The organism is Pseudomonas lactucae (assembly GCF_036688725.1).
In the GTDB taxonomy this organism is placed as follows: domain Bacteria; phylum Pseudomonadota; class Gammaproteobacteria; order Pseudomonadales; family Pseudomonadaceae; genus Aquipseudomonas; species Aquipseudomonas lactucae.
The window spans coordinates 120,378-147,360 of sequence record NZ_JAQQPT010000005.1 but is presented as its reverse complement, the minus strand read 5'-3'; the positions used below and the strand labels follow the sequence as shown (position 1 = coordinate 147,360).

Genomic DNA, 26,983 nt, shown 5'->3' with positions numbered 1-26,983 from the left:
ACGGCGCCCTTTTTTGTGGCTGTCGGTTACATCAATCGATGTATTCGAACACCTTCACGATCTTCTGCACGCCGGACACGCCCTGTACCAGGTTGGCGGCGCGAGTGGCTTCGGCCTGGGTCAGCAGGCCCATCAGGTAAACGATGCCGTTATCGGTCACGACCTTGATGCGCGAGCCGGGAATTGCATTGTCGGTCAGCATCTGCGCCTTGATCTTGGTCGTCAGCAGGGCATCGTTGCTGATGGCCAGCAGGGTGATCGGCTCCATGACCTGTAATTCGTTATGGACCTTCTTGACCCGCTGCACGGCCGAGGCGGCTTGTTCGGCCTGGGCCTTGAGGTCGGCGCGTGGTGTCTGGCCAGCCAGCAGCACCACACCGTTGAAGCTGGTCACGACGATGCGCGAAGCACCGTTGCCCAAATCCGTGGCGGCCTTGGCAACGTTGACTTCAACCTTGGTTTCGATCAACGAGTCGTCGATCTTGCTGCCGAAGGTACGGGTGCCCTTGTCGTCCTGAATAGGGGTGTCACGCGTCGCGGTGATTGCCGTGCTGCAGCCGCTGATGGCAAGGCACAGCGTAATGGCCATGAGACTGAGGCGGTTAACGGTCATTCTTCACTCCCGAACAGTTGGCTGTCGATCAGATCGCACAGGCAGTGGATCGTCAGCAGGTGGACTTCCTGAATACGTGCAGTGACATTGGCCGGGACGCGAATCTCCACATCTTCGGGCAGCAGCAGCGAGGCCATGCCGCCGCCGTCGCGTCCGGTCAATGCTACGACAATCATTTCGCGATCATGTGCGGCCTGGATCGCTTGAATAATGTTCGCCGAATTGCCGCTGGTGGAAATCGCCAGCAGCACATCGCCCGGTTGGCCCAGGGCGCGGATCTGTTTGGAGAAAATTTCGTTGTAGCTGTAGTCGTTGGCGATCGAAGTGATCGTCGACGAATCGGTGGTCAAGGCAATGGCCGGCAGGCTCGGGCGTTCACGCTCGAAGCGATTGAGCAGCTCGGAGGAAAAATGCTGGGCGTCGCCGGCCGAACCGCCGTTGCCGCAAGAAAGCATTTTGCCTTCGTTGAGCAAGGCGTTGACCATGACCTGGCTGGCTTGCTCGATGTGCGGTGCAAGTACGTCCATCGCCTGTTGCTTGGTGTCGATGCTGGCCTGGAATAGCTGGCGAATTCGGGATTGCATGTCCATCTGTGTGACCTTAAGTAGCGCGGCTGTTTGGCACAGGAATGTGCAGCCCGCAAAGCAAAGAGCAAAAGTGTGTGGTGAAAATGTCCGGCGAATCAGCTGTCGAAGGCATCTTTGAGCCAGGTCAGATCAGCTGTGCCTGACGGGGTGCTGTCCATGGCAACCACATCGAAACGGCAGGGGGAATCGGCCCAGCGAGACTCTTTTTGCAGGAAAAACTGCGCGGCGAGTATCAGCTTCTGACGCTTGCGCCCGTCGATACTGGCGAGCGCGCCACCCCATTGTGCGTGTTTTCTGTAGCGGACTTCGACGAATACTACTGTATCGCCGTCAAGCATGACCAGATCAAGCTCGCCGCGTGTGCACAACCAGTTCTGCGCCAGGAGGCGCAGACCCTGTTGCTGCAAGTGTTGCAGCGCTTGTTGTTCGGCGTCCTTGCCGCTTTGCGCGCTGGACCGCTCGGGCATCAGCGCGGGGTGTCCGGCAGGCGTTGGATCTCGCCACCGACAAACTTTGCCCATGGCATCTGGCGGTCAACACGCTGGTTGGCGCTGATGCCCAGGTTGCCCGAGAGGCCGTCAACGCGTGTGTCCGGCAGAGCCTTGAGCTGGCCCAGGCGTGGCGCCAGGCGGTAGGCATCGACGCCCATCGCGTACAGCCGACCAAGGCTGCCATTGGCTTGTGGCCATTGTGCGGCGACCTGGTTGCGCAGCGGGTCGGTAGTATTGAGCAGCCAAGGGGTTTCGCAGAACATCACGTTGGTCATGTCCAGGTACTGGTTGCGGTCACCGCTGGCACTGAAGACATGGGATGTCGCATACACCGGCACGTCACCGGCGTACTGGAAGTTCAGGGTCGGCTTGATCTGCTGGGCCAGTTGCGGGGTGACGGCCAGGAAGATGAACTCGATGTCCTGGCGACGCGACGGTTGTGCCGCTACGTCGGTACCGACGGTGCTTTGCAGGCTCTTGGCGCGGCCTTCGCTCTTGCGCAGTTGGAACAGGTCTGCGATCTGCTGGGCCAGGGCCACCGGCTGGTCGACATACTCGACACCCATGACGGTGCCGCCATTGGCTTCCCAGTCCTGGCGGAAAGCTTTGTAGACACGCTCACCCCATTCACCACGCGGCACCATGGCCGCGGCACGGTGCAGGCCATCGGCGCGGGCACGGCGCGACACTTCGCGGGCTTCGTCCTCAGCGGCCAGACCGAACTGGAACAATTGGGCCGGGCCTTGATCCGTTTCGCTGTAGTTCAGTGCCAGGGTCGTGATCGGCAATTGGGCGCGTGCGCTGAGTTGCTTGACCAGCGGTTTCTCCAACGGACCGACCACCAATTGCACGCCGGCGGCCTGGGCCTTGGCGTAGAAGTCGTCGATGGAGGTCAGGCGCGAGCTGTCATAGAACTCGATCACCGGCGGCTTTTGCCCCGCTTGCTCGGCCTGGTAGTGGGCGGCCATGAAGCCTTCGCGCAGCGCCTTGCCGACGGAGGCGAGGGGGCCGTCCTGTGGCAGCAACAAGGCGATCTTGTTCAGTGGCTGGCTGGCCAGTTCCTTGAGCTTGGTCAGCGGAGTCGGCAGTTGCACCGCAGCAGGGTGCCCAGGGTTCTGTGCGCGCCAGGTGTCGATGGCCGCTTGTTGCTGCTCCAGCGTGCCGGCACCCTTGACCGCCTGGGCCAAGGTGATCCAGCCGTCCAACACAGGGTTGCCACTGGTCTGCAACTGTTCGGCAGGCAAGGCGGCAATCAAGGTCCAGATGGCTTCGTGATTGCTCTTGGCGGCATCCCCCGTCAGTAATGGCGCCATGGCCACACGCTCGCGAGCCGCGGCCAGGATCTGGCCATCGGCTTCATACGCGCGGGCGTGCACGGTGCCGGTCCGGATCTGCTGTTCTGCCGGCAGCTCCTTGAGGCTCTGCAGGCTCGGATGGTTCAAGGCGGTCAACGCCGCCTTCGGCTGGTTGCGACCCATGGCCAATTCGGCGGCGAGGGTGCTGGCGAATATCTGCGCGGCAGGCTTGAGGATATCCAGGGGCACTTGCGCAAGAATCTGCGACGAGCGGCCAGGGTTGTTCTGGCGGTAGGCCATGTCAGCCGCACTCAGGCGCAGCAATGCGGCCTTTTCTGGCGTCTTGGCGGTGGAGGCCTGTTCGAGCAGTTGCTCGATACTGGCGTCTGGGGTCCGTGGAAGGTCGCCAAGGCTGGACGAGGGCGAGCTGGCGCAGGCGGCCAGCAAGGCAGCGAGGCAGAGGGCGGAGAGCAGCCGCAGGCAAGCGATCATGTAAGTGTTCCTGATACCGATCAAATTAGCGTGGAAGTGTACCCAAGCACTGGCCCAGGCGCGATGTTACTGGCGTGAAACCGTCGATTTAGGTCGTGCAAATGTTGCTATGGGTGATCAACGGCTGAAAGGGTATCGGCCGTGCTGGCATATTTTAAACGCCTCTACGCGCTACAATGTGGCTTTTGCCAACCATCGAGGTGTGCGTTTTGACTGCTCCAGGTCCTTTGAATTCCACTGCAGGCTCGCTTTTTGTCGTGGCGACGCCCATTGGCAACCTGGACGACATCAGTGCCCGTGCGCTGAAAGTGCTGCGCGAGGTCAAATTGATCGCGGCGGAAGACACGCGACACTCCCAACGGTTGATGCAGCATTTTGGTATCAGCACCCCACTAGCGGCGTGCCACGAGCATAACGAGCGCGAAGAGGGCAGTCGTTTTATCGTTCGGCTGCTGGCCGGTGACGATGTGGCGCTGATCTCCGACGCGGGGACGCCGCTGATTTCCGATCCCGGCTACCACCTGGTGCGCCAGGCGCGAGCGGCTGGTATCAATGTAGTGCCTGTTCCGGGGGCGTGCGCGCTGATCGCGGCATTGTCCGCGGCGGGACTGCCCTCCGATCGTTTTATTTTCGAAGGTTTCCTGCCGGCCAAGGCGGTGGGACGGCGTGCCCGTCTGCAGGCGGTAAAGGAAGAACCGCGCACGCTGATCTTCTATGAAGCCCCGCACCGCATCCTGGAGTGTCTGCAGGACATGGAGCTGGTTTTCGGTGGCGAGCGCCTGGCGTTGCTGGCGCGTGAACTGACCAAGACTTTTGAAACGCTCAAAGGCCTGCCGCTTGAAGAGCTGCGTGCGTTTGTCGAGGGTGACAGCAATCAGCAGCGCGGTGAGTGCGTGGTATTGGTGGCGGGCTGGACCGCGCCGGAGGCTGAAGACGCCGTCGGCAGCGAGGCCATGCGCGTGCTGGACCTGCTGCTCAAGGAGATGCCGCTCAAGCGCGCGGCCGCCTTGGCTGCGGAGATAACCGGCGTGCGCAAGAACGTGTTGTATCAGGTGGCGCTGGATAAGCAGAAAGCCGAATAGTTCCGGGTTTGAACCGGTATTTCGTCTGAACGTGATAGCAATGGCCCACTTTTAATACTTGTCCTGAGGCCGTCGTGCCGTTAACCTGCGCGGCGGAGAGTCGATTGGACAGTCGCTGCCCTCTATGAAAATTAGGGGGGGGAGGAAAGTCCGGGCTCCATAGGGCGAAGTGCCAGGTAATGCCTGGGAGGCGTGAGCCTACGGAAAGTGCCACAGAAAATAACCGCCTAAGCGCTTCGGTGCCGGTAAGGGTGAAAAGGTGCGGTAAGAGCGCACCGCACGACTGGCAACAGTTCGTGGCTAGGTAAACCCCACTTGGAGCAAGACCAAATAGGGTCCCAAGGCGTGGCCCGCGCTGGGACCGGGTAGGTTGCTAAAGATGTCCAGTGATGGCCATCGTAGACGAATGACTGTTCAAGACAGAACCCGGCTTACAGATCGACTCTCCACCTTTTTCTTCTGTCAGGCCTCTGGCAGAAAACCGGTAGTAACGCAAGAATCCCTCCCTGCCAAATCAATGGCAGATGCGTCTTCGTAATACCAAAAAAATCTTACTCTTAATAAATCACTTTAACTTTAAGTCGCAGCTCTTTGAGCTGTCAGCGCTTGCTGAGTCAAAAACCTCGCCTAACTCTGGTTTCTCCTCCTTTTACGCTCCTAAATCTCCGTTCTGTAAGGCTTTTCCTTGAATCCGTGCCTTGACGGTGTGGTGGGCGCATTCCTATAGTGTGCGCAAGTGGCGGAAAGTGGCACAAAGTGGGTTTTTTTGACGTAAAACGCTAAAATTTGGAGAAACGCATCTGTGTTTCGCGGAGCTAACGCTATCAGTCTCGATGCAAAAGGCCGTCTCGCCATGCCGAGCCGGTATCGTGACGAGCTGATTTCGCGAAGTTCCGGACAATTGATCATCACGATCGATGCCGTTGACCCTTGTTTATGTGTTTACCCCCTCGATGAGTGGGAGTTGATTGAAACCAAGTTGCGCGCCCTGCCTTCATTGCGTGAAGAGAACCGCCGCCTGCAGCGTTTGCTGATCGGCAATGCCGTCGACCTCGAACTCGATGGCAGCGGTCGTTTCCTGGTGCCGCCGCGTCTGCGCGAGTACGCCAAGCTGGATAAGCGCGCAATGCTGGTCGGCCAACTGAACAAGTTCCAACTGTGGGACGAAGATGCCTGGGATGCTGTTTCAGCAGCTGACCTGGCTGCTATTCAACAACCGGGCGCCATGCCTGATGAACTGCGTGATTTGATCCTGTGACTATTGATAGCGGCTTTAACCACATCACCGTACTGCTTGACGAAGCCGTTGAGGCTCTCGCCGTACGCGCGGATGGCTGCTATCTGGACGGCACCTTCGGCAGGGGTGGGCATAGCCGGTTGATACTCAGCCAGCTCGGGCCCGGCGGCAAACTTCTCGGGTTTGACAAAGACCCTCAAGCGATTGCCACCGGGCAAGCGCTGGCGGCCGAAGACGGCCGCTTTGTCGTTGTGCAGCGCAGCTTTGCCGAGCTGGGCGCCGAAGTGGCCGAGCGCGGCATGGCAGGCAAGGTGGCCGGGGTTCTGCTCGACCTTGGCGTGTCGTCGCCACAGCTCGATGATCCGGAGCGCGGCTTCAGTTTCATGAACGACGGCCCCCTCGACATGCGCATGGACCCTACCCGTGGGGTCAGCGCCGCACAATTCATCGCCACCGCGCCGGTGGAAGAAATTGCCCGCGTATTCAAAGAGTACGGTGAAGAGCGCTTCGCCGGGCGCATGGCCCGTGCCGTGGTCGAGCGCCGCGAGCTCCAGCCGTTCGAGCGCACCGCCGACCTGGCCGAAGTGCTCAAGGTTGCCAACCCGGCCTGGGAAAAGGGCAAGAACCCGGCGACCCGTGCGTTCCAGGGCCTGCGCATTCACGTCAATAACGAATTAGGTGATCTGGAAGCCGGCCTTGAGGCTGCGCTGGATGCCTTGGAAGTGGGCGGTCGTCTGGTGGTGATCAGCTTCCATTCCCTGGAAGACCGGATCGTCAAACTGTTCATGCGTCGCCTGGTCAAGGGCGAATCCGACAACCTGCCGCGCAACCTGCCGGTACGTTTCGAAGCCTTTGTGCCAAAAATCAAGATCCATGGCAAAGCGCAGTTCGCCTCTGAAGCCGAACTCAAGGCCAACCCACGCTCGCGCAGTGCCGTCATGCGTGTCGCGGAGAAGTTGCGGTGAGCAAGCTGTTCGCCAAGCCCCTCCCGGGCGGCAGCTTCTTCATGTTGCTGCTGTTTATCGGCGTGCTGGTGTCCGCGATCGCGGTGTCCTACAGCGCCCACTGGAATCGCCAGTTGCTTAACACCCTGTACGGGGAGTTGAGCGTGCGTGACAAGGCGCAGGCCGAGTGGGGCCGCTTGATTCTGGAACAAAGCACCTGGACGGCCCATAGCCGTATCGAAGTGCTGGCCACCGAGCAGCTGAAAATGCACATTCCGGGCGCGGCCGAAGTTCGGATGGTGGCGCCATGATGAAACTCGAAGGGGCACTCTACCCATGGCGCTTTCGCTTGATGCTCGGCTTGCTGGCCTTGATGGTGGGCGCGATCGTCTGGCGCATCTTCGACTTGCAGGTGGTCGACCGTGACTTCCTGATCGGTCAAGGCGATGCGCGCAGCCTGCGTCATATCCAGATTCCTGCGCATCGCGGCCTGATTACCGATCGTAATGGCGAGCCTCTGGCGGTCAGTACGCCGGTCACTACCCTGTGGGCCAACGCCAAGGAATTGCAGGTCGCCAAGGATCGCTGGCCGGCGCTCGCCGCAGCCCTGGGGCAAGACCCTAAAGCCTTGGCCGAACGCCTTGACGCCCAGGCCAATAAAGAATTCATTTACCTGGTTCGTGGGCTCACCCCCGAACAAGGCCAGCAGGTGCTCGACCTTAAAGTCCCCGGTGTCTATGGCATCGAGGAATTTCGTCGTTTCTACCCGGCCGGCGAGACCACGGCGCATATGGTGGGCTTTACCGACATCGACGATCACGGTCGCGAAGGTGTGGAGCTGGCCTACGATGAATGGCTGGCCGGCGTTCCCGGCAAACGACAAGTCATCAAGGATCGGCGCGGCAGACTGATCAAGGATGTCCAGGTCACCAAAAACGCCAAGGCCGGCAAGCCCTTGGCGTTGTCGATTGACCTGCGCCTGCAGTACCTGGCCAACCGCGAGCTGCGCAACGCGATCATCGAGAACGGCGCCAAGGCCGGCAGCCTGGTGATCATGGACGTCAAGACCGGCGAGATCCTCGCCATGGTCAACCAGCCGACCTATAACCCGAACAACCGTCGCAACCTGCAACCGGCGATGATGCGCAACCGCGCCATGATCGACGTGTTCGAGCCGGGTTCGACCATGAAAGCCATCTCCATGAGTGCCGCCCTCGAAACCGGACGCTGGAAACCCAGCGACAAAGTCGAGGTGTATCCAGGCACCTTGCAGTTGGGCAAATACACCATTCGAGACGTGTCGCGCACCGAAGGTCCGGTGCTGGATCTGACAGGTATCCTGATCAACTCCAGTAACGTGGGCATGAGCAAGGTTGCTTTCGATATCGGCGGCGAGACCATCTACCACCTGGCGCAAAAAATCGGCCTGGGCCAACCCACCGGCCTGGATTTCCCAGGTGAGCGCGTCGGTAACCTGCCGAACTACCGCGACTGGAAAAAAGCCGAGACCGCCACGCTTTCCTATGGTTACGGCCTGTCGGTGACCGCGATCCAACTGGCGCACGCCTTCTCGGTATTGGCCAACAATGGCCGTATGGTGCCGTTGAGCCTGATCCACGTCGACGAAGCGCCGAAAGCCACCCAGGTAATTCCGGAAAACGTCGCCAAGACCATGCAAGGCATGCTGCAACAAGTGATCGAAGCGCCGCGCGGTGTGTTCCGCGCCCAGGTGCCGGCCTATCACGTGGCAGGCAAGTCCGGTACCGCGCGTAAAACCTCGGTGGGCACCAAGGGTTATGCCGAAAACTCATACCGTTCGCTGTTCGCCGGCTTCGGCCCGATGAGCGACCCGCGCTATGCCATCGTCGTGGTGATCGACGAGCCGAGCAAGGCCGGTTACTTCGGTGGCCTGGTATCGGCGCCGGTGTTCAGCAAAGTGATGTCCGGCACCCTGCGCCTGATGAACATCACGCCGGACAACCTGCCGCCGACCCAGCAAGCGAACGCCGCGCCACCGGCCGCTGCAGTCAAAGCCAATGGAGGGCGCGGCTGATGTCTCTTAGTCTGAACAAGATTTTTGCCCACGCCGGCCGCGATCTGCTGATTCGCGAGCTGACCCTGGACAGCCGTAATGTGCGCGCCGGTGACCTCTTCCTGGCGGTGCCGGGCGGGAAGTTCGATGGCCGTGCGCACATCGCCGATGCCTTGCAGCGCGGCGCGGCGGCCGTGGCCTATGAAGTGGACGGCGCCACCGTGCTGCCGATCACCGACGTGCCGCTGATTCCGGTCAAGGGCTTGGCCAAGCAACTGTCCGATATCGCCGGCCGCTTTTATGGCGAACCGAGTCGCCACCTCAACCTGGTGGGCGTGACGGGCACCAACGGCAAGACCAGCGTGACCCAATTGGTCGCCCAGGCCCTCGATCTGCTGGGCCAGCATTGCGGCATCGTCGGCACCCTGGGCACCGGTTTCTACGGCGCGCTGCAAAGCGGCCTGCACACCACACCGAACCCGATTGCCGTGCAAGCGACCCTGGCTGACCTGAAGAAGGCCGGTGCCAAGGCGGTTGCCATGGAAGTGTCGTCCCACGGTCTGGACCAGGGCCGCGTCACCGCCCTGGCATTTGACGTGGCAGTGATGACCAACCTGTCCCGCGATCACCTGGATTACCACGGCACCATGGAGGCGTATGCCGCCGCCAAGGCCAAGCTGTTTGCCTGGAATGACCTCAAGTGCCGGGTGGTGAACCTGGACGATGAGTTCGGTCGTCACCTGGCCGCCCAAGACAGCGAGTCGCGCCTGATCAGCTACAGCCTGCAGGATTCCAGCGCGTACCTGTATTGCCGCGAAGCCCAGTTCAACGACGAAGGCGTGCGCGCCACCCTGGTGACGCCACAAGGCGAGCACCACCTGCGCAGCACCTTGCTCGGTCGTTTCAACCTGAGCAACGTGCTCGCCGCCATCGGCGCCTTGCTTGGCCTGGACTACGCCCTCGACGAAATTCTCAACGTATTGCCCAAGCTCGAAGGCCCGGCCGGCCGCATGCAACGCCTGGGCGGCGGTGAGCAGCCGCTGGTGGTGGTCGATTATGCCCACACCCCGGATGCCCTGGAAAAAGTCCTCGAAGCCTTGCGCCCTCACGCCAAAGGCAAGCTGCTGTGCCTGTTCGGCTGCGGCGGTGATCGCGATCGCGGCAAGCGCCCGTTGATGGCCGAGATCGTCGAGCGCCTGGCCGATGGCGTGCTGGTCACCGATGACAACCCGCGTACTGAAGACCCGGGCCAGATTTTCGACGATATCCGCGCAGGTTTCAAAGACGCGTCCAAGGCCGCCTTTGTTGCCGGTCGCGGTGCCGCCATTGCCCAATTGATCGCCAGCGCCAGTGCTGACGACGTGGTGGTGTTGGCCGGTAAAGGTCACGAGGACTACCAGGAAATCAACGGCGAGCGTCACGCCTTTTCCGATCTGGTCGAGGCCGATCATGCCCTGACCGCCTGGGAGGTTGCCCATGCTTAAGGCCATGACGTTCAGCGAACTGTCCCAGGCCCTGTCGGCCCGCGTCCTGTCGAGCGATTGCCGCTTCGACGGCGTGAGTATCGACAGCCGCGCGATCAAACCGGGGCAATTGTTTGTCGCCTTGACCGGGCCGCGCTTCGACGGCCACGACTACCTTAATGATGTCGCCGCCAAAGGCGCCGTCGGCGCGTTGGTGCAGTGCGAAGTGCCTGAGTCGACCTTGCCGCAGTTGCTGGTCGCCGATACCCGCCTGGCCCTGGGCCAACTGGGTGCGCTGAATCGCGCCGCGTTCGATAAGCCGGTTGCAGCCGTCACCGGCTCCAGCGGCAAGACCACGGTCAAGGAACTGCTCGCCGGTGTACTGCGTACCCGTGGTCCGGTGCTGGCGACCCGTGGCAACCTGAACAACGATTTCGGCGCGCCGCTGACTCTGCTCGAACTGGCCCCGGAACACACGGCGGCCGTGATCGAGCTGGGGGCTTCGCGTGTCGGTGAAATCGCCTATACCGTGGCGTTGACCAAGCCTCACGTGGCGATTATCAACAACGCCGGTACCGCCCACGTGGGTGAGTTTGGTGGCCCGGAAAAGATCGTCGAAGCCAAGGGCGAAATCCTTGAAGGCCTCGATGCTTCGGGTACTGCGGTATTGAATCTCGACGACAAGGCCTTCGAGACCTGGCGTGCCCGCGCCGCCGGTCGCAAGGTCCTGACGTTTGCCGTGCTGAACGCCGCCGCCGATTTTCATGCATCCGACATCACTGTCGATGCCCGTGGCTGTCCGTCGTTCACCCTGCACACCCCGCAGGGTCGCGAGTCGGTGCAACTGAACCTGCTCGGCAACCATAACGTTGCCAATGCCCTGGCCGCCGCCGCCGCCGCCCATGCCCTGGGCGTGTCGCTGTTCGGTATCGCCACTGGCCTGGGGGCGGTGCAGCCGGTCAAGGGCCGCACCGTCGCGCAGTTGGCGACCAACGGCATGCGCGTGATCGATGACACCTACAACGCCAACCCGTCCTCCATCAATGCCGCCGTGGATCTGCTTAAAGGCTTCGACGGCCGCAAGGTGCTGGTCCTGGGCGATATCGGTGAGTTGGGCGAATGGGCGGAACAAGGCCACCGCGAAGTCGGCGCGTATGCCGCCGGTAAAGTCGACGCGCTCTACGCCGTCGGCCCGAACATGGCCTACGCCGTGAATGCCTTTGGCCCCGGTGCGCAGCACTTCGCCACCCAGGCCGAGCTGATCCAGGCGCTGACGGCGGCCGAACACGATAAACACACAACCATTTTGATCAAGGGATCGCGCAGCGCGGTGATGGAAAACGTCGTCGTAGCCTTGTGTGGCTCAAGTACGGAGAAACATTAATGCTGCTGCTGCTGGCTGAGTATCTGCAACAGTTCCACAAAGGCTTTGCGGTCTTTCAGTACCTGACCCTGCGCGGGATCCTGGGTGTACTGACCGCGCTGTCGCTGTCGCTGTTTTTAGGGCCGTGGATGATCCGCACCCTGCAGAACCTGCAAATTGGTCAATCGGTTCGTAATGACGGCCCGCAGTCGCACCTGTCCAAGTCCGGTACCCCGACCATGGGCGGCGCGCTGATCCTGTCGTCCATCGGCATCAGCACCTTGCTGTGGGCCGATCTGCATAACCGTTACGTGTGGGTGGTCCTGCTGGTGACGCTGTTGTTCGGCGCCATCGGTTGGGTCGATGACTACCGCAAGGTGATCGAGAAGAACTCCAAGGGGTTGCCGAGTCGCTGGAAGTATTTCTGGCAGTCCGTGTTCGGCCTTGCCGCCGCGATCTTCCTCTACACCACGGCGCCAAGCGCGGTGGAAACCACCTTGATCATCCCGATGCTCAAGGACGCCAGCATTCCACTGGGTATTGGCTTTGTGGTGCTGACCTATTTCGTGATCGTCGGCTCCAGCAACGCCGTGAACCTGACCGACGGCCTCGACGGCCTGGCGATCATGCCGACGGTGATGGTGGGCGGTGCGCTCGGTATCTTCTGCTACCTGTCGGGTAACGTGAAATTCGCCGAATACCTGCTGATTCCTTACGTGCCGGGCGCGGGCGAACTGATCGTGTTCTGCGGCGCGCTGATCGGTGCCGGCCTGGGGTTCCTGTGGTTCAACACCTACCCGGCACAAGTCTTTATGGGCGACGTCGGCGCGCTGGCGCTGGGCGCGGCCCTGGGCACCATCGCAGTGATCGTTCGCCAGGAAATCGTGTTGTTCATCATGGGCGGTGTGTTCGTGATGGAAACCCTGTCGGTGGTCATCCAGGTGGCGTCCTTCAAGTTGACCGGGCGCCGTGTGTTCCGCATGGCGCCGATCCACCACCACTTTGAACTCAAGGGCTGGCCCGAGCCACGCGTGATTGTCCGTTTCTGGATCATCACCGTGATTCTGGTCCTGGTCGGCCTTGCCACCCTGAAACTGAGGTAGAAACGAGTGTCCCTGATCGCTTCAGACCACTTCCGCATCGTTGTCGGCCTCGGCAAGAGCGGCATGTCCCTGGTTCGCTTCCTGGCGAACCGGGGCACGTCGTTTTCCGTGGCCGATACGCGGGAAAATCCACCGGAGCTGGTCACGCTGCGCCGTGACTACCCGCACGTGGAAGTGCGTTGTGGCGAGTTGGATGTCGAGTTTCTATGCCGCGCCGATGAGCTTTACGTGAGCCCTGGCCTGGCCCTGGCGACACCGGCCCTGCAAGCCGCTGCGGCGCGTGGCGTGAAGCTGTCGGGCGATATCGACCTGTTTGCGCGTCACGCGAAGGCGCCGATCGTGGCCATCAGCGGTTCCAACGCAAAAAGCACCGTGACCACCCTGGTTGGCGAGATGGCCGTGGCGGCCGGCAAACGCGTGGCCGTGGGCGGCAACCTCGGTACGCCGGCACTGGACCTGCTCAGCGATGAGGTCGAGCTGTACGTGATGGAGCTGTCGAGCTTCCAGCTGGAAACCACCCACGACCTGGGCGCTGAAGTGGCCACCGTGTTGAACGTCAGTGAAGACCACATGGACCGCTACAGCGGCCTGCCTGCGTATCACCTGGCCAAGCACCGGATCTTCCGCGGCGCCAAGCAGTTTGTGGTCAACCGCCAGGATGCCCTGAGCCGTCCGCTGATCGGCGAGGGCATGCCCTGCTGGACCTTCGGCCTGGGCAAACCTGACTTCAAGGCCTTCGGCATCCGCGAAGAAAACGGCGAGAAATACCTGGCCTTCGAATTCCAGAACCTGATGCCGGTGCGCGAGTTGAAAATTCGTGGCGCCCATAACCAGTCCAACGCCCTGGCCGCGTTGGCGTTGGGGCATGCCGTCGGCTTGCCGTTCGACGCCATGTTGTCGAGCCTGCGCGCCTTCGGCGGCCTTGAACACCGTTGCCAATGGGTGCGCGACCTGGACGGCGTCAGCTATTACAACGACTCCAAGGCCACCAACGTCGGCGCGGCATTGGCCGCTATCGAAGGCCTGGGCGCCGATATCGACGGCAAGCTGGTGCTGATCGCCGGTGGCGATGGCAAGGGGGCCGACTTTAAAGACCTTAAAGCGCCCGTTGCCGAGCATTGCCGCGCCGTGGTGTTGATGGGCCGCGATGCCGATTTGATCGCCGCTGCCCTGGGTGATGCCGTGCCGCAAGTGCGCGCCACGTCCCTGGACGACGCGATCGCCCAGTGCAAAGCCCTGGCCCAGCCGGGCGATGCGGTGCTGCTGTCGCCGGCGTGCGCCAGTTTCGACATGTTCAAGAACTACGAAGAGCGCGGCCAGCTGTTCGCCCGCGCCGTGGAGGCCTTGGCATGAGTATCGACTTCAGAAACATCATCAAGCCGTACCCGTCGCCGATCATTACCGGGCGCGGTATCGACCTGGACTTCCCGATGCTCGCCGGTTGCCTCGCGCTGCTGGGCCTGGGCCTGGTGATGATCACCTCGGCGTCCTCTGAAGTGGCCGCCGTGCAGTCGGGCAACACCCTGTACATGATGATCCGTCACCTGGTGTACCTGATCATCGGCCTGGGCACATGCATCGTTACCATGATGATCCCCATCGCCACCTGGCAACGCCTGGGTTGGCTGATGCTGATCGGTGCGTTCGGCTTGCTGGTCATGGTGATCCTGCCGGGCATCGGCCGCGAAGTGAACGGCTCCATGCGCTGGATCGGCTTCGGTGCGTTCAACGTGCAACCGTCGGAAATCGCCAAGGTGTTCGTGGTGATTTACCTGGCCGGTTACCTGGTCCGTCGCCAGAAAGAAGTGCGCGAAAGCTGGATGGGCTTCTTCAAACCGTTCATCGTGCTGCTGCCCATGGCTGGCCTGTTGCTGATGGAACCCGACTTCGGCGCCACCGTGGTCATGATGGGCGCCGCGGCGGCGATGTTGTTCCTCGGCGGCGTCGGCTTGTTCCGGTTCACCTTGATGGTGGTGCTGGCGGTGGCCGCGGTGACTGTTCTGGTGCAGGCGCAACCCTACCGGATGGCGCGTCTTATCACCTTTACCGACCCGTGGTCCGATCAGTTCGGTTCCGGCTACCAACTGACCCAGGCCTTGATCGCCTTCGGTCGCGGCGAGTGGCTGGGCGTGGGCCTGGGCAACAGCGTGCAGAAGCAGTTCTACCTGCCCGAAGCGCACACCGACTTCGTGTTCTCGGTGCTTGCCGAAGAACTGGGCGTGGTGGGTTCGCTGTGCACCGTGGCGCTGTTCGTATTTGTCTGCGTACGCGGCATGTACATCGGCTTGTGGGCCGAGAAGGCCAAGCAATATTTCGCCGCGTATGTGGCCTACGGCTTGTCGTTCCTGTGGATCGGCCAGTTCCTGATCAACATCGGCGTGAACGTCGGGCTGCTGCCGACCAAAGGCCTGACCTTGCCGTTCCTCAGCTACGGCGGCAGTTCGTTGGTGATTTGCTGCGCCTGTCTGGGCTTGTTGCTGCGCATCGAGTGGGAGAGTCGAACCCACCTGGGCAGCGAAGAGATGGAGTTCAGCGAAAGCGACTTCGCCGAGGAGCCGACCCATGGGCGCTAATGTGCTGATCATGGCCGGCGGTACTGGGGGGCATGTGTTCCCGGCCCTGGCCTGTGCCCGTGAGTTCCAGAACCGTGGTTACACCGTGCACTGGTTGGGAACGCCGCGTGGCATCGAAAACGAATTGGTGCCGGCCGCCGGTTTGCCGCTGCATCTGATCAACGTCACCGGCCTGCGCGGCAAGGGCAAATTGTCCCTGCTCAAGGCGCCGTTCGTGTTGCTCAAGGCCGTATGGCAGGCGCGCAAGGTCATCCGTGACGTGAAGCCGGTGTGCGTACTCGGTTTTGGTGGTTATGTGACCGGCCCCGGTGGCGTCGCCGCCAGGCTCGCCGGTGTGCCCGTGATCGTGCACGAGCAGAACGCCGTCGCCGGTACCGCCAACCGTTTGCTGGTGCCCTTGGCCGCGCGGGTGTGTGAAGCGTTCCCGAACACCTTCGGTGCATCGAGCAAACGTCGCACCACCGGCAACCCGGTGCGCACCGAACTGTTCATGGATATCGCGCGTCAGGCCCTGGCCGGGCGCAAGGCGCATCTGCTGATCCTGGGCGGAAGCCTGGGCGCGGAGCCGTTGAACAAGTTGCTGCCGGAAGCGGTGGCGCAACTTCCTCAGGAAGTGCGCCCGGAAATCTTCCACCAGGCCGGCAAGAACCACGATGAAGTCACCGCCACGCGTTACCGCGACGCCGGTGTCGAGGCGAACGTACAGCCTTTCATCAAAGACATGGCCCAAGCCTATGGCTGGGCCGACCTGGTGGTCTGTCGCGCTGGTGCGCTGACCGTCAGTGAACTGGCCGCCGCCGGTCTGCCGTCGTTGCTGGTGCCTTTGCCCCATGCGATCGACGATCACCAGACCCGCAACGCCGAATATTTGGCCGGGGAGGGCGCTGCCTTCCTGCTGCCGCAAAGAACGACTGGCGCCGCCGATTTGGCCGCACGCCTGACCGAGGTTTTGATGCAACCGGAACGACTCAACCGCATGGCGAGCACCGCAAGCCGCCTGGCCAAACCTGACGCAACCCGCACCGTGGTCGATATCTGCCTGGAGGTGGCCCATGGTTGAGAATCAGAAAGCCATGCCACAACCGGAAATGCGCCGTATCCGTCGCATCCACTTCGTCGGGATCGGCGGCGTGGGCATGTGCGGTATTGCCGAAGTACTGCTGAACCTGGGCTACCAGGTCTCCGGTTCGGACTTGAAGGATTCGCCGGTCACCGAGCGCCTGAAGTCCTTTGGCGCACAGATTTTTATCGGCCACCGCGCCGAGAACGCCGCCGAGGCCGACGTGCTGGTGGTGTCCAGCGCCGTGAACACCTCCAACCCGGAAGTGGCCACCGCTCTTGAGCGCCGTATTCCCGTGGTACCGCGCGCCGAAATGCTGGCCGAGCTGATGCGCTATCGCCACGGCATCGCCGTCGCCGGTACCCACGGCAAAACCACCACCACCAGCCTGATCGCCTCGGTGTTCGCCGCCGGTGGCCTGGACCCGACTTTCGTGATCGGTGGCCGCCTGAATGCAGCCGGTACCAATGCCCAACTGGGCACCAGCCGCTACCTGATCGCCGAAGCCGACGAAAGCGATGCGAGCTTCCTGCACCTGCAACCGCTGGTGGCCGTGGTCACCAACATCGACGCCGACCACATGGCGACCTACGACGGCGACTTCAACAAGTTGAAGAAAACCTTCGTCGAGTTCCTGCATAACCTGCCGTTCTATGGGTTGGCGGTGGTGTGCCTGGACGACCCGGTGGTGCGCGAGATCCTGCCGCAGGTCAAACGCCCGACCGTGACCTACGGCTTCAGCGAAGACGCTGACGTGCGTGCGATCAATGTGCGCCAGGAAGGCATGCAAACCTATTTCACCGTGCTGCGTCCCGACCGCGAGCCGCTGGATGTGTCGGTGAACATGCCGGGCAACCACAACGTATTGAACTCCCTGGCGACCATCTGCATCGCCACCGACGAAGGCGTCAGCGATGAAGCCATCGTCGAAGGCCTGTCGCGCTTTGCCGGTGTCGGCCGTCGCTTCCAGGTCTACGGCCAACTGCCGGTAGACGGCGGTGATGTGATGCTGGTGGACGACTACGGTCACCACCCGACCGAGGTCGCCGCCGTGATCAAGGCCGTGCGTGGCGGCTGGCCGGAGCGCCGTCTGGTAATGGTGTACCAGCCACATCGCTACAGCCGCACCCGCGACCTGTACGACGATTTCGTCAATGTATTGGCCGATGCCAACGTACTGCTGCTGATGGAGGTCTACCCCGCCGGTGAAGAACCGATCCCGGGTGCCGACAGCCGCAAGTTGTGCAACAGCATCCGTCAGCGTGGCCAGTTGGACCCGATCTACATCGAGCGCGGTGTCGACCTGGCGCCAATCGTCAAGCCGCTGCTGCGTGCCGGCGACATTCTGCTGTGTCAGGGTGCCGGTGATATCGGCGGCCTTGCCCCCAAATTGCTGGCGAGCCCGCTGTTTGCGGCCAAGAAGGGGGCGTCGAAATGACCACTGACTACGCCTCTCTGTTTTCTACGATTGCGCCTGCCGACTTCGGCCGCGTGGCCGTGTTGTTCGGCGGCAAGAGCGCCGAGCGCGAAGTGTCGCTCAAGTCCGGCAATGCCGTGCTCGCGGCGCTGCAAAGCGCCGGCGTGAATGCGTTCGGTATCGACGTGGGCGATGACTTCCTGGCGCGCTTGCAGGCCGAGAAGATCGACCGCGCCTTCATCATTCTTCATGGCCGTGGCGGTGAAGACGGCAGCATGCAGGGCCTGCTGGAGTGCGCCGGCATCCCTTACACCGGCAGCGGCATCCTTGCCTCGGCATTGGCGATGGACAAGTTGCGCACCAAGCAGGTGTGGCACAGCCTGGGGATTCCCACCCCGCGTCACAGCGTGCTGTGCAGCGAAGACGATTGTATTTCTGCGGCCAAGGAACTGGGCCTGCCTTTGATCGTCAAACCAGCCCATGAAGGCTCCAGTATCGGCATGGCCAAAGTGAACTCGGCCGCCGAATTGATCGACGCATGGAAAGCGGCAAGTACCTACGATTCGCAAGTGTTGGTGGAACAGTGGATCCAGGGTCCCGAGTACACCATCGCCACCCTGCGTGGCCAGGTATTGCCGCCCATCGCATTGGGCACGCCCCACACTTTTTACGATTACGACGCCAAGTATGTGGCCTCCGATACCCAGTACCGGATCCCATGTGGCCTTGACGCAACCAAGGAACAGGAATTGATGGACCTCACGGCGAAAGCCTGTGAGGCGCTGGGTATCGCCGGTTGGGCACGGGCAGACGTGATGCAGGATGACCAGGGGAATTTCTGGTTCCTGGAAGTCAACACCGCACCGGGCATGACCGACCACAGCCTGGTCCCGATGGCCGCTCGCGCCGCCGGTCTGGATTTCCAGCAGTTGGTGCTGGCGATCCTGGCGGCAAGCGTCGCCGGTGAAGAAAGGAAACGAGGCTAAGACATGAAAGGCGCATCGCTTCGTCATCAGCCCCCCCAAGCACCGAGCCGCAAGCCGGTGCCACGGGGTGCCAGCCGAATGGTGGCTAAAGAGCCGATGTCGGCGCGCCTGCCGAAAGCCAACTTTGGTTTCCTCAAGGCGCTGTTCTGGCCGGTGTTGCTGGTGGTGTTGGGCTTCGGCACGTATGAAGGCGCGCAGCGTCTGTTGCCGTACGCCGACCGGCCCATCACCAAGATCAGCGTGCAGGGCGACTTGAGCTACATCAGCCAGCAGGCGGTACAGCAGCGCATCGGCCCGTACCTGGCCGCGAGCTTCTTTACCATCGACCTGGCCGGTATGCGCTCGGAGCTGGAACAGATGCCGTGGATCGCCCACGCCGAAGTGCGCCGCGTATGGCCCGACCAGGTCACGATCCGCCTGGAAGAACAACTGCCCGTGGCCCGTTGGGGCGATGAAGCGCTGTTGAACAACCAGGGCCAGGCGTTCACCCCGCGTGAACTGGCCAACTACGAGCACCTGCCGCAGCTGTTCGGGCCGCAGCGGGCGCAACAGCAAGTGATGCAGCAGTACCAGGCCTTGAGCCAGATGCTGCGGCCACTGGGCTTCTCCATTGCACGCCTGGAACTGCGTGAACGGGGCAGCTGGTTTTTGACGACCGGGGCAGGCAGTTCCGGCCCGGGTATCCAGTTGTTGCTGGGACGCGACCGCTTGGTGGAAAAGATGCGCCGCTTTATCGCCATCTATGACAAGACCTTGAAAGAACAGATTACGAACATTGCGAGCGTCGACCTGCGTTACGCCAACGGCCTTGCCGTCGGCTGGCGTGAACCGGCTGCGCCCACGGCAGCGCAACCCGCTGTCGCGAAGAATTAAGAAGAGGCAGGACCCATGGCAAACGTGCAAAGCGGCAAAATGATCGTCGGTCTCGATATCGGCACCTCCAAGGTGGTGGCGCTGGTGGGCGAGGTCGGGGAAGACGGCACGATCGAAATCGTCGGTATTGGCACGCATCCGTCCCGGGGCCTGAAGAAGGGCGTGGTGGTGAACATCGAGTCCACCGTGCAATCGATCCAGCGCGCCATCGAAGAAGCGCAGCTGATGGCCGGTTGCCGGATCCACTCGGCGTTCGTCGGCGTGGCGGGCAACCATATCCGCAGCCTGAACTCCCACGGCATCGTGGCGATCCGCGACCGTGAAGTCAGCTCGGCCGACCTTGAGCGCGTCCTCGACGCTGCCCAGGCCGTGGCGATCCCGGCTGACCAGCGCGTGCTGCACACCCTGCCGCAGGACTATGTGATCGATAACCAGGAAGGTGTTCGCGAGCCGCTGGGCATGTCGGGCGTGCGCCTGGAAGCCAAGGTTCACGTGGTGACCTGCGCCGTCAACGCCGCACAGAACATTGAAAAATGCGTGCGCCGCTGCGGCCTGGAAATCGACGACATCATTCTGGAGCAGCTTGCTTCCGCGTATTCGGTACTGACCGACGACGAAAAAGAACTGGGCGTGTGCCTGGTCGACATCGGCGGCGGCACCACCGACATCGCGATCTTCACCGAAGGTGCGATCCGTCACACCGCCGTGATCCCGATTGCCGGCGACCAGGTGACCAACGACATCGCCATGGCGTTGCGCACACCGACCCAGTACGCCGAAGAAATCAAGATCCGCTACGCCTGCGCCCTGGCCAAGCTGGCCGGTGCCGGTGAAACCATCAAAGTGCCGAGCGTGGGCGACCGGCCACCGCGCGAACTGTCGCGCCAGGCCCTGGCCGAAGTGGTCGAGCCGCGCTACGACGAGCTGTTCACCCTGATCCAGGCTGAACTGCGTCGCAGCGGTTACGAAGATTTGATCCCGGCCGGCATCGTGCTGACCGGTGGCACCTCGAAGATGGAAGGCGCGGTCGAACTGGCCGAGGAAATCTTCCACATGCCGGTGCGCCTGGGCGTGCCTCATGGCGTCAAGGGGTTGGGCGATGTGGTGCGCAACCCGATTTATTCCACCGGCGTGGGCTTGCTGTTGTACGGCCTGCAAAAGCAGACCGACGGCATTTCCCTGTCGAGCCCGAGCCACCGTGACAGCTACCGCAGCGACGATGAGGCCAAAGCGCCATTGTTCGAGCGGTTGCAGGCTTGGGTAAAAGGCAATTTCTAAAGATTTACCGCGACACCGCAACACCGAAAGAAGCAGTAGGCGAAAAAACTAGAGAAAACGAAAGGAGAGGGAACATGTTCGAACTCGTAGACAACATCCCCGCCAGCCCGGTCATCAAAGTGATCGGTGTCGGCGGTGGCGGCGGCAACGCTGTCAACCATATGGTCAAGAGCAACATTGAAGGCGTTGAATTCATCTGCGCCAACACTGATGCTCAGGCGCTGAAAAGCATCGGCGCACGAACCATCCTGCAATTGGGCACCGCGGTGACCAAGGGCCTTGGCGCTGGCGCCAATCCGGAAGTCGGCCGTCAAGCCGCCCTGGAAGATCGCGAGCGTATTGCCGAAGTGCTGCAGGGCACCAACATGGTGTTCATCACCACCGGCATGGGCGGCGGTACCGGTACCGGTGCTGCGCCGATCATTGCCGAAGTGGCCAAGGAAATGGGCATTCTGACGGTTGCGGTCGTGACCCGTCCGTTCCCGTTCGAAGGCCGCAAGCGCATGCAGATCGCCGACGAAGGTATCCGTCTGCTGTCTGAAAGCGTCGACTCGTTGATCACCATCCCCAACGAGAAGCTGCTGACCATCCTGGGCAAGGACGCGAGCCTGCTGTCCGCGTTCGCCAAGGCTGACGATGTACTGGCCGGTGCCGTTCGCGGTATCTCCGACATCATCAAGCGTCCGGGCATGATCAACGTCGACTTTGCCGACGTACGTACCGTGATGAGCGAAATGGGTATGGCGATGATGGGCACCGGCTGCGCCAGCGGTCCGAACCGTGCACGCGAAGCCACCGAAGCGGCCATCCGCAACCCGTTGCTCGAAGACGTGAACCTGCAAGGCGCACGCGGCATCCTGGTGAACATCACCGCCGGTCCCGACCTGTCCCTGGGTGAGTACTCCGACGTGGGTAGCATCATCGAAGCCTTCGCTTCCGAGCACGCCATGGTCAAAGTCGGTACCGTGATCGATCCGGACATGCGCGACGAGCTGCACGTGACCGTGGTTGCCACCGGCCTGGGCGCAAAAATCGAGAAGCCTGTGAAGGTCATCGACAATACGCTGCACGGCAGCCAGGCGAGCCAAGCGGCTGCCGCTCCAGCGCCTGCGCGCCAGGAACTGCCGTCGGTCAACTACCGTGACCTGGACCGTCCGACCGTGATGCGCAATCAGGCTCAGGCCGGTGCTGCGGCGTCCCGTAGCCCGAATCCGCAAGACGATCTGGACTACCTGGACATCCCGGCATTCCTGCGTCGTCAGGCCGATTGATGGAATGTATCAGGGCTATGAAGGTGATTGGTGTTCAGCAAAGGTCTGGTCTGCTATTATCGCCAGCCTTTGTTGATACCAGTTCGCAATTTGCGCTGAAGCGGTCCAAGCCATGATTAAACAACGCACCCTGAAGAATATTATTCGTGCCACAGGTGTAGGTCTGCACTCCGGGGAAAAGGTCTACCTGACCCTCAAGCCTGCACCTGTCGACACCGGCATCGTGTTTGTGCGTGCCGACCTTGACCCTGTGGTGCAGATTCCTGCTCGCGCGGAAAACGTTGGCGAAACCACTATGTCGACCACATTGGTCAACGGTGACGTCAAGGTGGACACGGTGGAGCACTTGCTCTCGGCCATGGCCGGTTTGGGCATCGATAACGCCTACGTCGAGCTCTCCGCGTCCGAAGTCCCTATCATGGATGGCAGCGCTGGACCCTTCGTATTCCTGATTCAATCTGCCGGCCTGGAAGAACAGGACGCAGCCAAGAAGTTCATTCGCATTCTGCGGGAAGTGACAGTAGAAGACGGCGACAAGCGCGCCACCTTCGTCCCGTTCGAAGGTTTTAAAGTGAGCTTTGAGATCGATTTCGATCACCCGGTATTCCGTGACCGCACCCAAAGTGCAAGCGTGGATTTTTCCAGCACTTCGTTCGTAAAAGAAGTCAGCCGCGCCCGTACCTTTGGTTTCATGAGTGACATCGAGTACCTGCGCAAGCACAACCTCGCACTCGGCGGCAGCGTTGAAAATGCCATTGTGGTCGACGCGGATGGTGTACTGAACGAAGACGGCCTTCGCTATGAAGACGAATTCGTGAAGCACAAGATCCTCGATGCAATCGGTGACCTCTACCTGCTGGGCAATAGCCTGATAGGCGAGTTCAAAGGCTTCAAGTCGGGCCACGCCCTTAACAACCAGCTGTTGCGCAAGTTGATTGAGCAGACAGACGCTTGGGAAGTCGTGACCTTCGAAGATGCCAGCACCGCACCGATCTCTTACATGCGTCCCGTTGCGGCGGTGTAAGTCACAACTCTCTTTCTTTAGTTTTTAAAGGCTGCCTTCGGGTGGCCTTTTTTTATCCGCAAAGTCGTGCTTATCGTGAACGATTACGCCCCTTTCGCGGCGCATCTGCTACGGCTGGATGGCATTCACTATCCGGTTACGCCCTGCACGCTTGGCCTCATACAGCGCCTGGTCCGCGCTCAACAGCAATGCTTCCAGCGACAGGCGGCTGCGTTTGTGCCACGTGCTCAAGCCAACGCTGACGGTGATCGGCCGTTCATCCCCGGCTACCCGTGGCAGACGCTCGACGCTGCTGCGGATATGTTCGGCGATGACCAGGGCACCCTTGGTATCGGTATGCGGCAGCACCACCGCGAACTCTTCCCCGCCGTACCGCGCCGCCAGGTCGGCGGGGCGGCGGATGTTGCTGCCGATCACCTGGGCGACGGTGCGCAATGCCTCGTCACCGCCTTGATGACCATGGCGATCGTTGAACGCCTTGAAGTGGTCCACATCGATCATCAGCAGCGTCAGTGGCTCCGTCGAGCGTTGGGCACGGTCCCATTCCAGACGCAGGCGCTCATCGAGGATGCGTCGGTTGGCCAGGCCGGTCAGGGCGTCGGTGGCTGCCAGTTCCGACAGCACCTGTTCGGCGCGAAAGCGGCGCCGCAGCTCGCGACGTAACATCCAAGTGAGCCATAGCAGGCCAATACACAGGATGCCGGTAGCGCCGCTGGTCAGCATCGCCGCACGTCTCCAAGGGGCGAAGACATCGTCGCTGGACAACGCCACCACCACAATCAGCGGCAGCTCTCCGACGTTGGTGAAGGTATACAAGCGTTCCTTGCCGCTGATGGCGGAGATGGCCTGAAAGCTGCCCATCCCTTCACGCAGGATGCGCTTGAAGTTCGGTCGCTCGCTCAAGTCCTTGTCGATCATGTCGCGTTCGAGCAGCGGCTGTTGGGCGAGCAGGATGCCCCGGTTGTTGAGCAGGTTGACGCTGCTGCTGTTGCCGATTGTGAGGGTGCTGAACAGCTGGTCGAAATACGCCAGGCGCATGGTCGCCACCGCCACGCCGACGAACTCGCCGTTGGGGCCTGAGACGCGTCGGCTGAATGCCATGCGCCATATCTGATCGCACTCGCAGTGGACTTTAAATGGCCGACTGATAAACAAGCCCGACTCGGGATCGCTGACATGCGCCTTGAAATAATCACGGTCGGCAAAGTTGCGCGGCGTGGGCTTGAGGGTCGATGAGTCGGCGATGACATTGCCACCGGCGTCCAGCATCAGCACTTCGCCTTTGAATGGCGCGGCGGTGGATAAGTCGAACTGCACCAGATGCTGGATAGTCGGTGTGACCTGGGACAGGTCTTCGCGTTGTCTGGCCGCGATCAGCCCTTTGAGGGCCAGATCGTACAGCTCAACGTTGCGCAGCACGTCGGCATTGATCAACTGGGCAATGTTGCCCGTCGAGCGCGTGGCCGCCTGCAGGGTGCTGGCGTGTTCGCGAATCAACAATGCCGCGACAATGATCACGATCAGGACAACGGTCAGGCCACTGCCGAACATCAGTAGCAGCTCGGGGTGTGCAGACGGGGTACGACGACGGCGTTGACTCATCAGGCGGACTTCAGCGGTGTGAATGCTGGCAGTTTAGTTCTACGCGCTGAAATTTAAATAGTGGGTTAAAAAGAAAGATCAGTGCCTTGGAACACCTCAAACGGATAGTGGATGATAGCGATTCGCAACAGCCTGAACTTCGGCTTCCACACTTGACCGAAGCGACTACAAGGGCAGGGTGATGCCAAAGGTATTGCCGCGGCTGTCACTGCGCACGAACACATCGCCACCATGCATCAACGCCACTGCCTTGACGATCGCCAGCCCCAACCCATGATTGGCCCCGCTGTTGCTGCGCGACGCATCCACCCGATAGAAACGCTCAAACAGCCGTGGCAGGTGCTCGCTGGCAATCGCCTCGCCAGGGTTGGTTACGTCGATCGCCACCTGGTGTTCCAGCACCTGAATGTTGACTTCGATCACCTGCCCCGGCGCCGTGTGCTGCACGGCATTGCTCAGCAGGTTGATCAGCGCGCGGCGCAGGTGGGCTTTTTCGATCTGCACCTGGGCATCGCCGTGGACCTGCACCTGGACCTGAGCGTCTTCCAGGATAAAGTCCAGGTAGTCGAGGGTGGTCGCCACTTCATCGGCCAGCGAGCTTTCGCTCAACTTGGTGGCCTTGCTGCCCTGGTCGGCGCTGGCGAGGAACAACATGTCGTTGATGATCGAGCGCAGGCGTTCCAGCTCTTCCAGGTTGGATTCCAGCACTTCCAGGTAGTGTTCGGCGGACCGCCCACGGGTCAGGGCCACTTGGGTCTGGCCGATCAGGTTGGTCAGCGGCGAGCGCAGCTCATGGGCGACGTCGGCATTGAAGGATTCAAGACGCGAATAGGCCTGCTCAACGCGGTCGAGAGTGGCATTGAACGAGTTGACGAATTGCTTGAGCTCTGGCGGCAGCGGCGACAGTTGCAGGCGCCCGGAGAGTTTGGGCGGGGCAAGTTTTTGCGCTTCCTCGGAGAGCTTTTCCAGCGGCTTGAGGCCCAGGCGCGAGACCCAGAAACCCAGCAGTGCCGCCAGCACCACGCCAACCAACGCCAGGCTGACCAGCGCCATCAGCAGATGGTGCTGGGTCGCCCGGAAATTCTCGGTGTCGATGGCAATCATGAAGCGCAGCGGCGGGCGTTGCTCCTTGGCCGGAAACTGGCTCACCAGCACCTTGAACGGGTCAGCGTGACCGGGCAGGCGCAAGTCGCGTTTACCCGTGGGACCCTGGGCAAAGGCACGGATCTGCGCGTCCGGCTCACCGTATTCGTAGTTCGGGTCGCTGCTGACTACCCAGAAGCGGATGCGCTTGTCTTCCTCGCCCAACAGCTTGAGCTTGGCCTTGATCTTCACCCAATGGTCCGGTGTACCAAAGCGATTCACCGAAGACTCCAGCACACTGTAGCGCGCGTCCAACTCCGCCCCCGGCAACAGGCCCAGGCCACGGTCTACCTGCTGATAGAGTACGCCGCCGATCAACACAAAGATCAGCAGCGCCACCAGGGTGAACATGCCGCTCAGGCGCAGGGCGATGGAATTAGCCGACACTACGGTTCTCCAGCACATAGCCCATGCCACGAATGGTGTGCAGCAGTTTGTGTTCGAACGGGCCGTCCAGCTTGGCGCGCAGGCGTTTGATCGCCACCTCGACCACATTGGCGTCGCTGTCGAAATTGATGTCCCAGACCATCTCCGCAATCGCCGTCTTCGACAGGATTTCACCCTGGCGCCGCGCCAATACGCTGAGCAGCGAGAACTCCTTGGCCGTCAGGTCCAGGCGCACGCCATTGCGGCTGGCCTTGCGGCTGATCAGGTCGATCCACAGGTCGGCCACCGTGACTTGCACCGGCTCATGCCCGCCGCTGCGGCGCGTGAGGGCTTGCAGGCGCGCCACCAGTTCCAGGAACGAAAACGGCTTGCCCAGATAATCGTCGGCGCCTTCGCGCAGGCCGCGGATGCGGTCTTCCACACGTTCGCGAGCGGTGAGCATGATCACCGGCGTCTGCTTGCGCGCACGCAAGGCGCGCAGCACGCCAAAGCCGTCGAGGCCGGGCAGCATCACATCCAGCACGATCACCGCATAATCGTTTTCCAGCGCCAGGTGCAGCCCCTCGACGCCTTCGCGTGCCACGTCGACGGTGTAGCCCTGTTCCGTCAGGCCGCGATGCAGGTAGTCCGCGGTTTTCTCTTCATCTTCAACAATCAGGATGCGCAT

24 protein-coding genes and 1 other RNA gene are annotated in these 26,983 nt (G+C 61.6%); 18 read left to right on the top strand and 7 right to left on the bottom strand.

The window, feature by feature from the left end:
- Nucleotides 1–31 precede the first annotated feature (31 nt).
- From V6M90_RS07190 to V6M90_RS07175, 4 genes are all read right to left on the bottom strand, one after another.
- Nucleotides 32–613, bottom strand: a complete 582-nt coding sequence (locus tag V6M90_RS07190; protein ID WP_003171861.1) for a BON domain-containing protein — start codon at nt 611–613, stop codon at nt 32–34.
- The gene (locus V6M90_RS07185; protein WP_003171862.1) at nt 610–1,203 is read right to left on the bottom strand and encodes a phosphoheptose isomerase; all 594 of its coding nucleotides are present in this window, start codon (nt 1,201–1,203) and stop codon (nt 610–612) included. The genes V6M90_RS07190 and V6M90_RS07185 overlap by 4 nt, the downstream gene beginning before the upstream one ends.
- A gap of 92 nt (nt 1,204–1,295) precedes the next feature.
- On the bottom strand, nt 1,296–1,667 hold the full coding sequence (locus tag V6M90_RS07180) for a YraN family protein (protein ID WP_332846257.1): 372 nt from the start codon (nt 1,665–1,667) through the stop codon (nt 1,296–1,298).
- Nucleotides 1,667–3,478 carry a penicillin-binding protein activator gene (locus V6M90_RS07175; RefSeq protein ID WP_332846256.1) on the bottom strand — a complete coding sequence of 604 codons (1,812 nt, stop codon included), beginning with the start codon at nt 3,476–3,478 and terminating at the stop codon, nt 1,667–1,669. Before V6M90_RS07175 ends, V6M90_RS07180 begins: the two co-directional genes overlap by 1 nt.
- Nucleotides 3,479–3,654: 176 nt before the next feature.
- Between V6M90_RS07175 and rsmI the strand changes: the two genes are divergently transcribed.
- From rsmI to lpxC, 18 genes are all read left to right on the top strand, one after another.
- The gene (gene rsmI / locus V6M90_RS07170) at nt 3,655–4,560 is read left to right on the top strand and encodes a 16S rRNA (cytidine(1402)-2'-O)-methyltransferase (protein ID WP_141064037.1); all 906 of its coding nucleotides are present in this window, start codon (nt 3,655–3,657) and stop codon (nt 4,558–4,560) included.
- A 96-nt stretch (nt 4,561–4,656) separates the two neighbouring features.
- An RNA gene (gene rnpB, locus V6M90_RS07165) (RNase P RNA component class A) lies at nt 4,657–5,010 on the top strand.
- Between the two features lie 352 nt (nt 5,011–5,362).
- Nucleotides 5,363–5,818, top strand: a complete 456-nt coding sequence (gene mraZ, locus V6M90_RS07160) for a division/cell wall cluster transcriptional repressor MraZ (protein WP_003171868.1) — start codon at nt 5,363–5,365, stop codon at nt 5,816–5,818.
- A complete protein-coding gene (gene rsmH / locus V6M90_RS07155; protein ID WP_003171870.1) occupies nt 5,815–6,762 on the top strand; it encodes a 16S rRNA (cytosine(1402)-N(4))-methyltransferase RsmH in 948 nt (315 codons plus the stop codon). Before mraZ ends, rsmH begins: the two co-directional genes overlap by 4 nt.
- Nucleotides 6,759–7,052, top strand: a complete 294-nt coding sequence (gene ftsL / locus V6M90_RS07150; protein WP_003171871.1) for a cell division protein FtsL — start codon at nt 6,759–6,761, stop codon at nt 7,050–7,052. Before rsmH ends, ftsL begins: the two co-directional genes overlap by 4 nt.
- On the top strand, nt 7,052–8,794 hold the full coding sequence (locus tag V6M90_RS07145; RefSeq protein ID WP_003171872.1) for a peptidoglycan D,D-transpeptidase FtsI family protein: 1,743 nt from the start codon (nt 7,052–7,054) through the stop codon (nt 8,792–8,794). The genes ftsL and V6M90_RS07145 overlap by 1 nt, the downstream gene beginning before the upstream one ends.
- A complete protein-coding gene (gene murE, locus V6M90_RS07140) occupies nt 8,794–10,257 on the top strand; it encodes a UDP-N-acetylmuramoyl-L-alanyl-D-glutamate--2,6-diaminopimelate ligase (protein ID WP_003171873.1) in 1,464 nt (487 codons plus the stop codon). Before V6M90_RS07145 ends, murE begins: the two co-directional genes overlap by 1 nt.
- Complete coding sequence (locus V6M90_RS07135; protein ID WP_332846255.1) at nt 10,250–11,620, top strand: UDP-N-acetylmuramoyl-tripeptide--D-alanyl-D-alanine ligase; 1,371 nt, start codon at nt 10,250–10,252, stop codon at nt 11,618–11,620. Before murE ends, V6M90_RS07135 begins: the two co-directional genes overlap by 8 nt.
- Nucleotides 11,620–12,702, top strand: a complete 1,083-nt coding sequence (gene mraY / locus V6M90_RS07130; RefSeq protein ID WP_003171875.1) for a phospho-N-acetylmuramoyl-pentapeptide-transferase — start codon at nt 11,620–11,622, stop codon at nt 12,700–12,702. The genes V6M90_RS07135 and mraY overlap by 1 nt, the downstream gene beginning before the upstream one ends.
- A 6-nt stretch (nt 12,703–12,708) precedes the next feature.
- Nucleotides 12,709–14,055, top strand: a complete 1,347-nt coding sequence (murD, locus tag V6M90_RS07125; protein ID WP_332846254.1) for a UDP-N-acetylmuramoyl-L-alanine--D-glutamate ligase — start codon at nt 12,709–12,711, stop codon at nt 14,053–14,055.
- Complete coding sequence (gene ftsW / locus V6M90_RS07120; RefSeq protein WP_003171877.1) at nt 14,052–15,275, top strand: putative lipid II flippase FtsW; 1,224 nt, start codon at nt 14,052–14,054, stop codon at nt 15,273–15,275. Before murD ends, ftsW begins: the two co-directional genes overlap by 4 nt.
- Nucleotides 15,265–16,335, top strand: a complete 1,071-nt coding sequence (murG, locus tag V6M90_RS07115) for an undecaprenyldiphospho-muramoylpentapeptide beta-N-acetylglucosaminyltransferase (protein WP_003171878.1) — start codon at nt 15,265–15,267, stop codon at nt 16,333–16,335. The genes ftsW and murG overlap by 11 nt, the downstream gene beginning before the upstream one ends.
- Nucleotides 16,328–17,773 carry a UDP-N-acetylmuramate--L-alanine ligase gene (gene murC, locus V6M90_RS07110; RefSeq protein WP_003171880.1) on the top strand — a complete coding sequence of 482 codons (1,446 nt, stop codon included), beginning with the start codon at nt 16,328–16,330 and terminating at the stop codon, nt 17,771–17,773. The genes murG and murC overlap by 8 nt, the downstream gene beginning before the upstream one ends.
- Nucleotides 17,770–18,738, top strand: coding sequence for a D-alanine--D-alanine ligase (locus V6M90_RS07105; protein WP_003171881.1), 969 nt, complete (start codon nt 17,770–17,772; stop codon nt 18,736–18,738). The genes murC and V6M90_RS07105 overlap by 4 nt, the downstream gene beginning before the upstream one ends.
- A 3-nt stretch (nt 18,739–18,741) precedes the next feature.
- Nucleotides 18,742–19,611 carry a cell division protein FtsQ/DivIB gene (locus V6M90_RS07100; protein WP_003171882.1) on the top strand — a complete coding sequence of 290 codons (870 nt, stop codon included), beginning with the start codon at nt 18,742–18,744 and terminating at the stop codon, nt 19,609–19,611.
- A gap of 15 nt (nt 19,612–19,626) precedes the next feature.
- Nucleotides 19,627–20,889 (top strand): cell division protein FtsA, encoded by a 1,263-nt coding sequence (gene ftsA / locus V6M90_RS07095; protein ID WP_003171883.1) that lies wholly within the window; start codon nt 19,627–19,629, stop codon nt 20,887–20,889.
- 74 nt (nt 20,890–20,963) lie between these two features.
- The gene (ftsZ, locus tag V6M90_RS07090) at nt 20,964–22,160 is read left to right on the top strand and encodes a cell division protein FtsZ (protein WP_078823296.1); all 1,197 of its coding nucleotides are present in this window, start codon (nt 20,964–20,966) and stop codon (nt 22,158–22,160) included.
- 112 nt (nt 22,161–22,272) lie between these two features.
- Nucleotides 22,273–23,184 (top strand): UDP-3-O-acyl-N-acetylglucosamine deacetylase, encoded by a 912-nt coding sequence (gene lpxC, locus V6M90_RS07085; RefSeq protein ID WP_003171886.1) that lies wholly within the window; start codon nt 22,273–22,275, stop codon nt 23,182–23,184.
- A gap of 108 nt (nt 23,185–23,292) precedes the next feature.
- Here lpxC and V6M90_RS07080 read toward each other — a convergent pair whose 3' ends face one another.
- The 3 genes from V6M90_RS07080 to V6M90_RS07070 form a co-directional block, all read right to left on the bottom strand.
- The gene (locus V6M90_RS07080) at nt 23,293–24,786 is read right to left on the bottom strand and encodes a sensor domain-containing diguanylate cyclase (protein WP_332846253.1); all 1,494 of its coding nucleotides are present in this window, start codon (nt 24,784–24,786) and stop codon (nt 23,293–23,295) included.
- Between the two features lie 165 nt (nt 24,787–24,951).
- Entirely contained in the window at nt 24,952–26,316 is a 1,365-nt protein-coding gene (locus tag V6M90_RS07075) for a heavy metal sensor histidine kinase (RefSeq protein WP_003171889.1), read from the bottom strand.
- Nucleotides 26,306–26,983, bottom strand: coding sequence for a heavy metal response regulator transcription factor (locus V6M90_RS07070; RefSeq protein WP_003171890.1), 678 nt, complete (start codon nt 26,981–26,983; stop codon nt 26,306–26,308). Before V6M90_RS07070 ends, V6M90_RS07075 begins: the two co-directional genes overlap by 11 nt.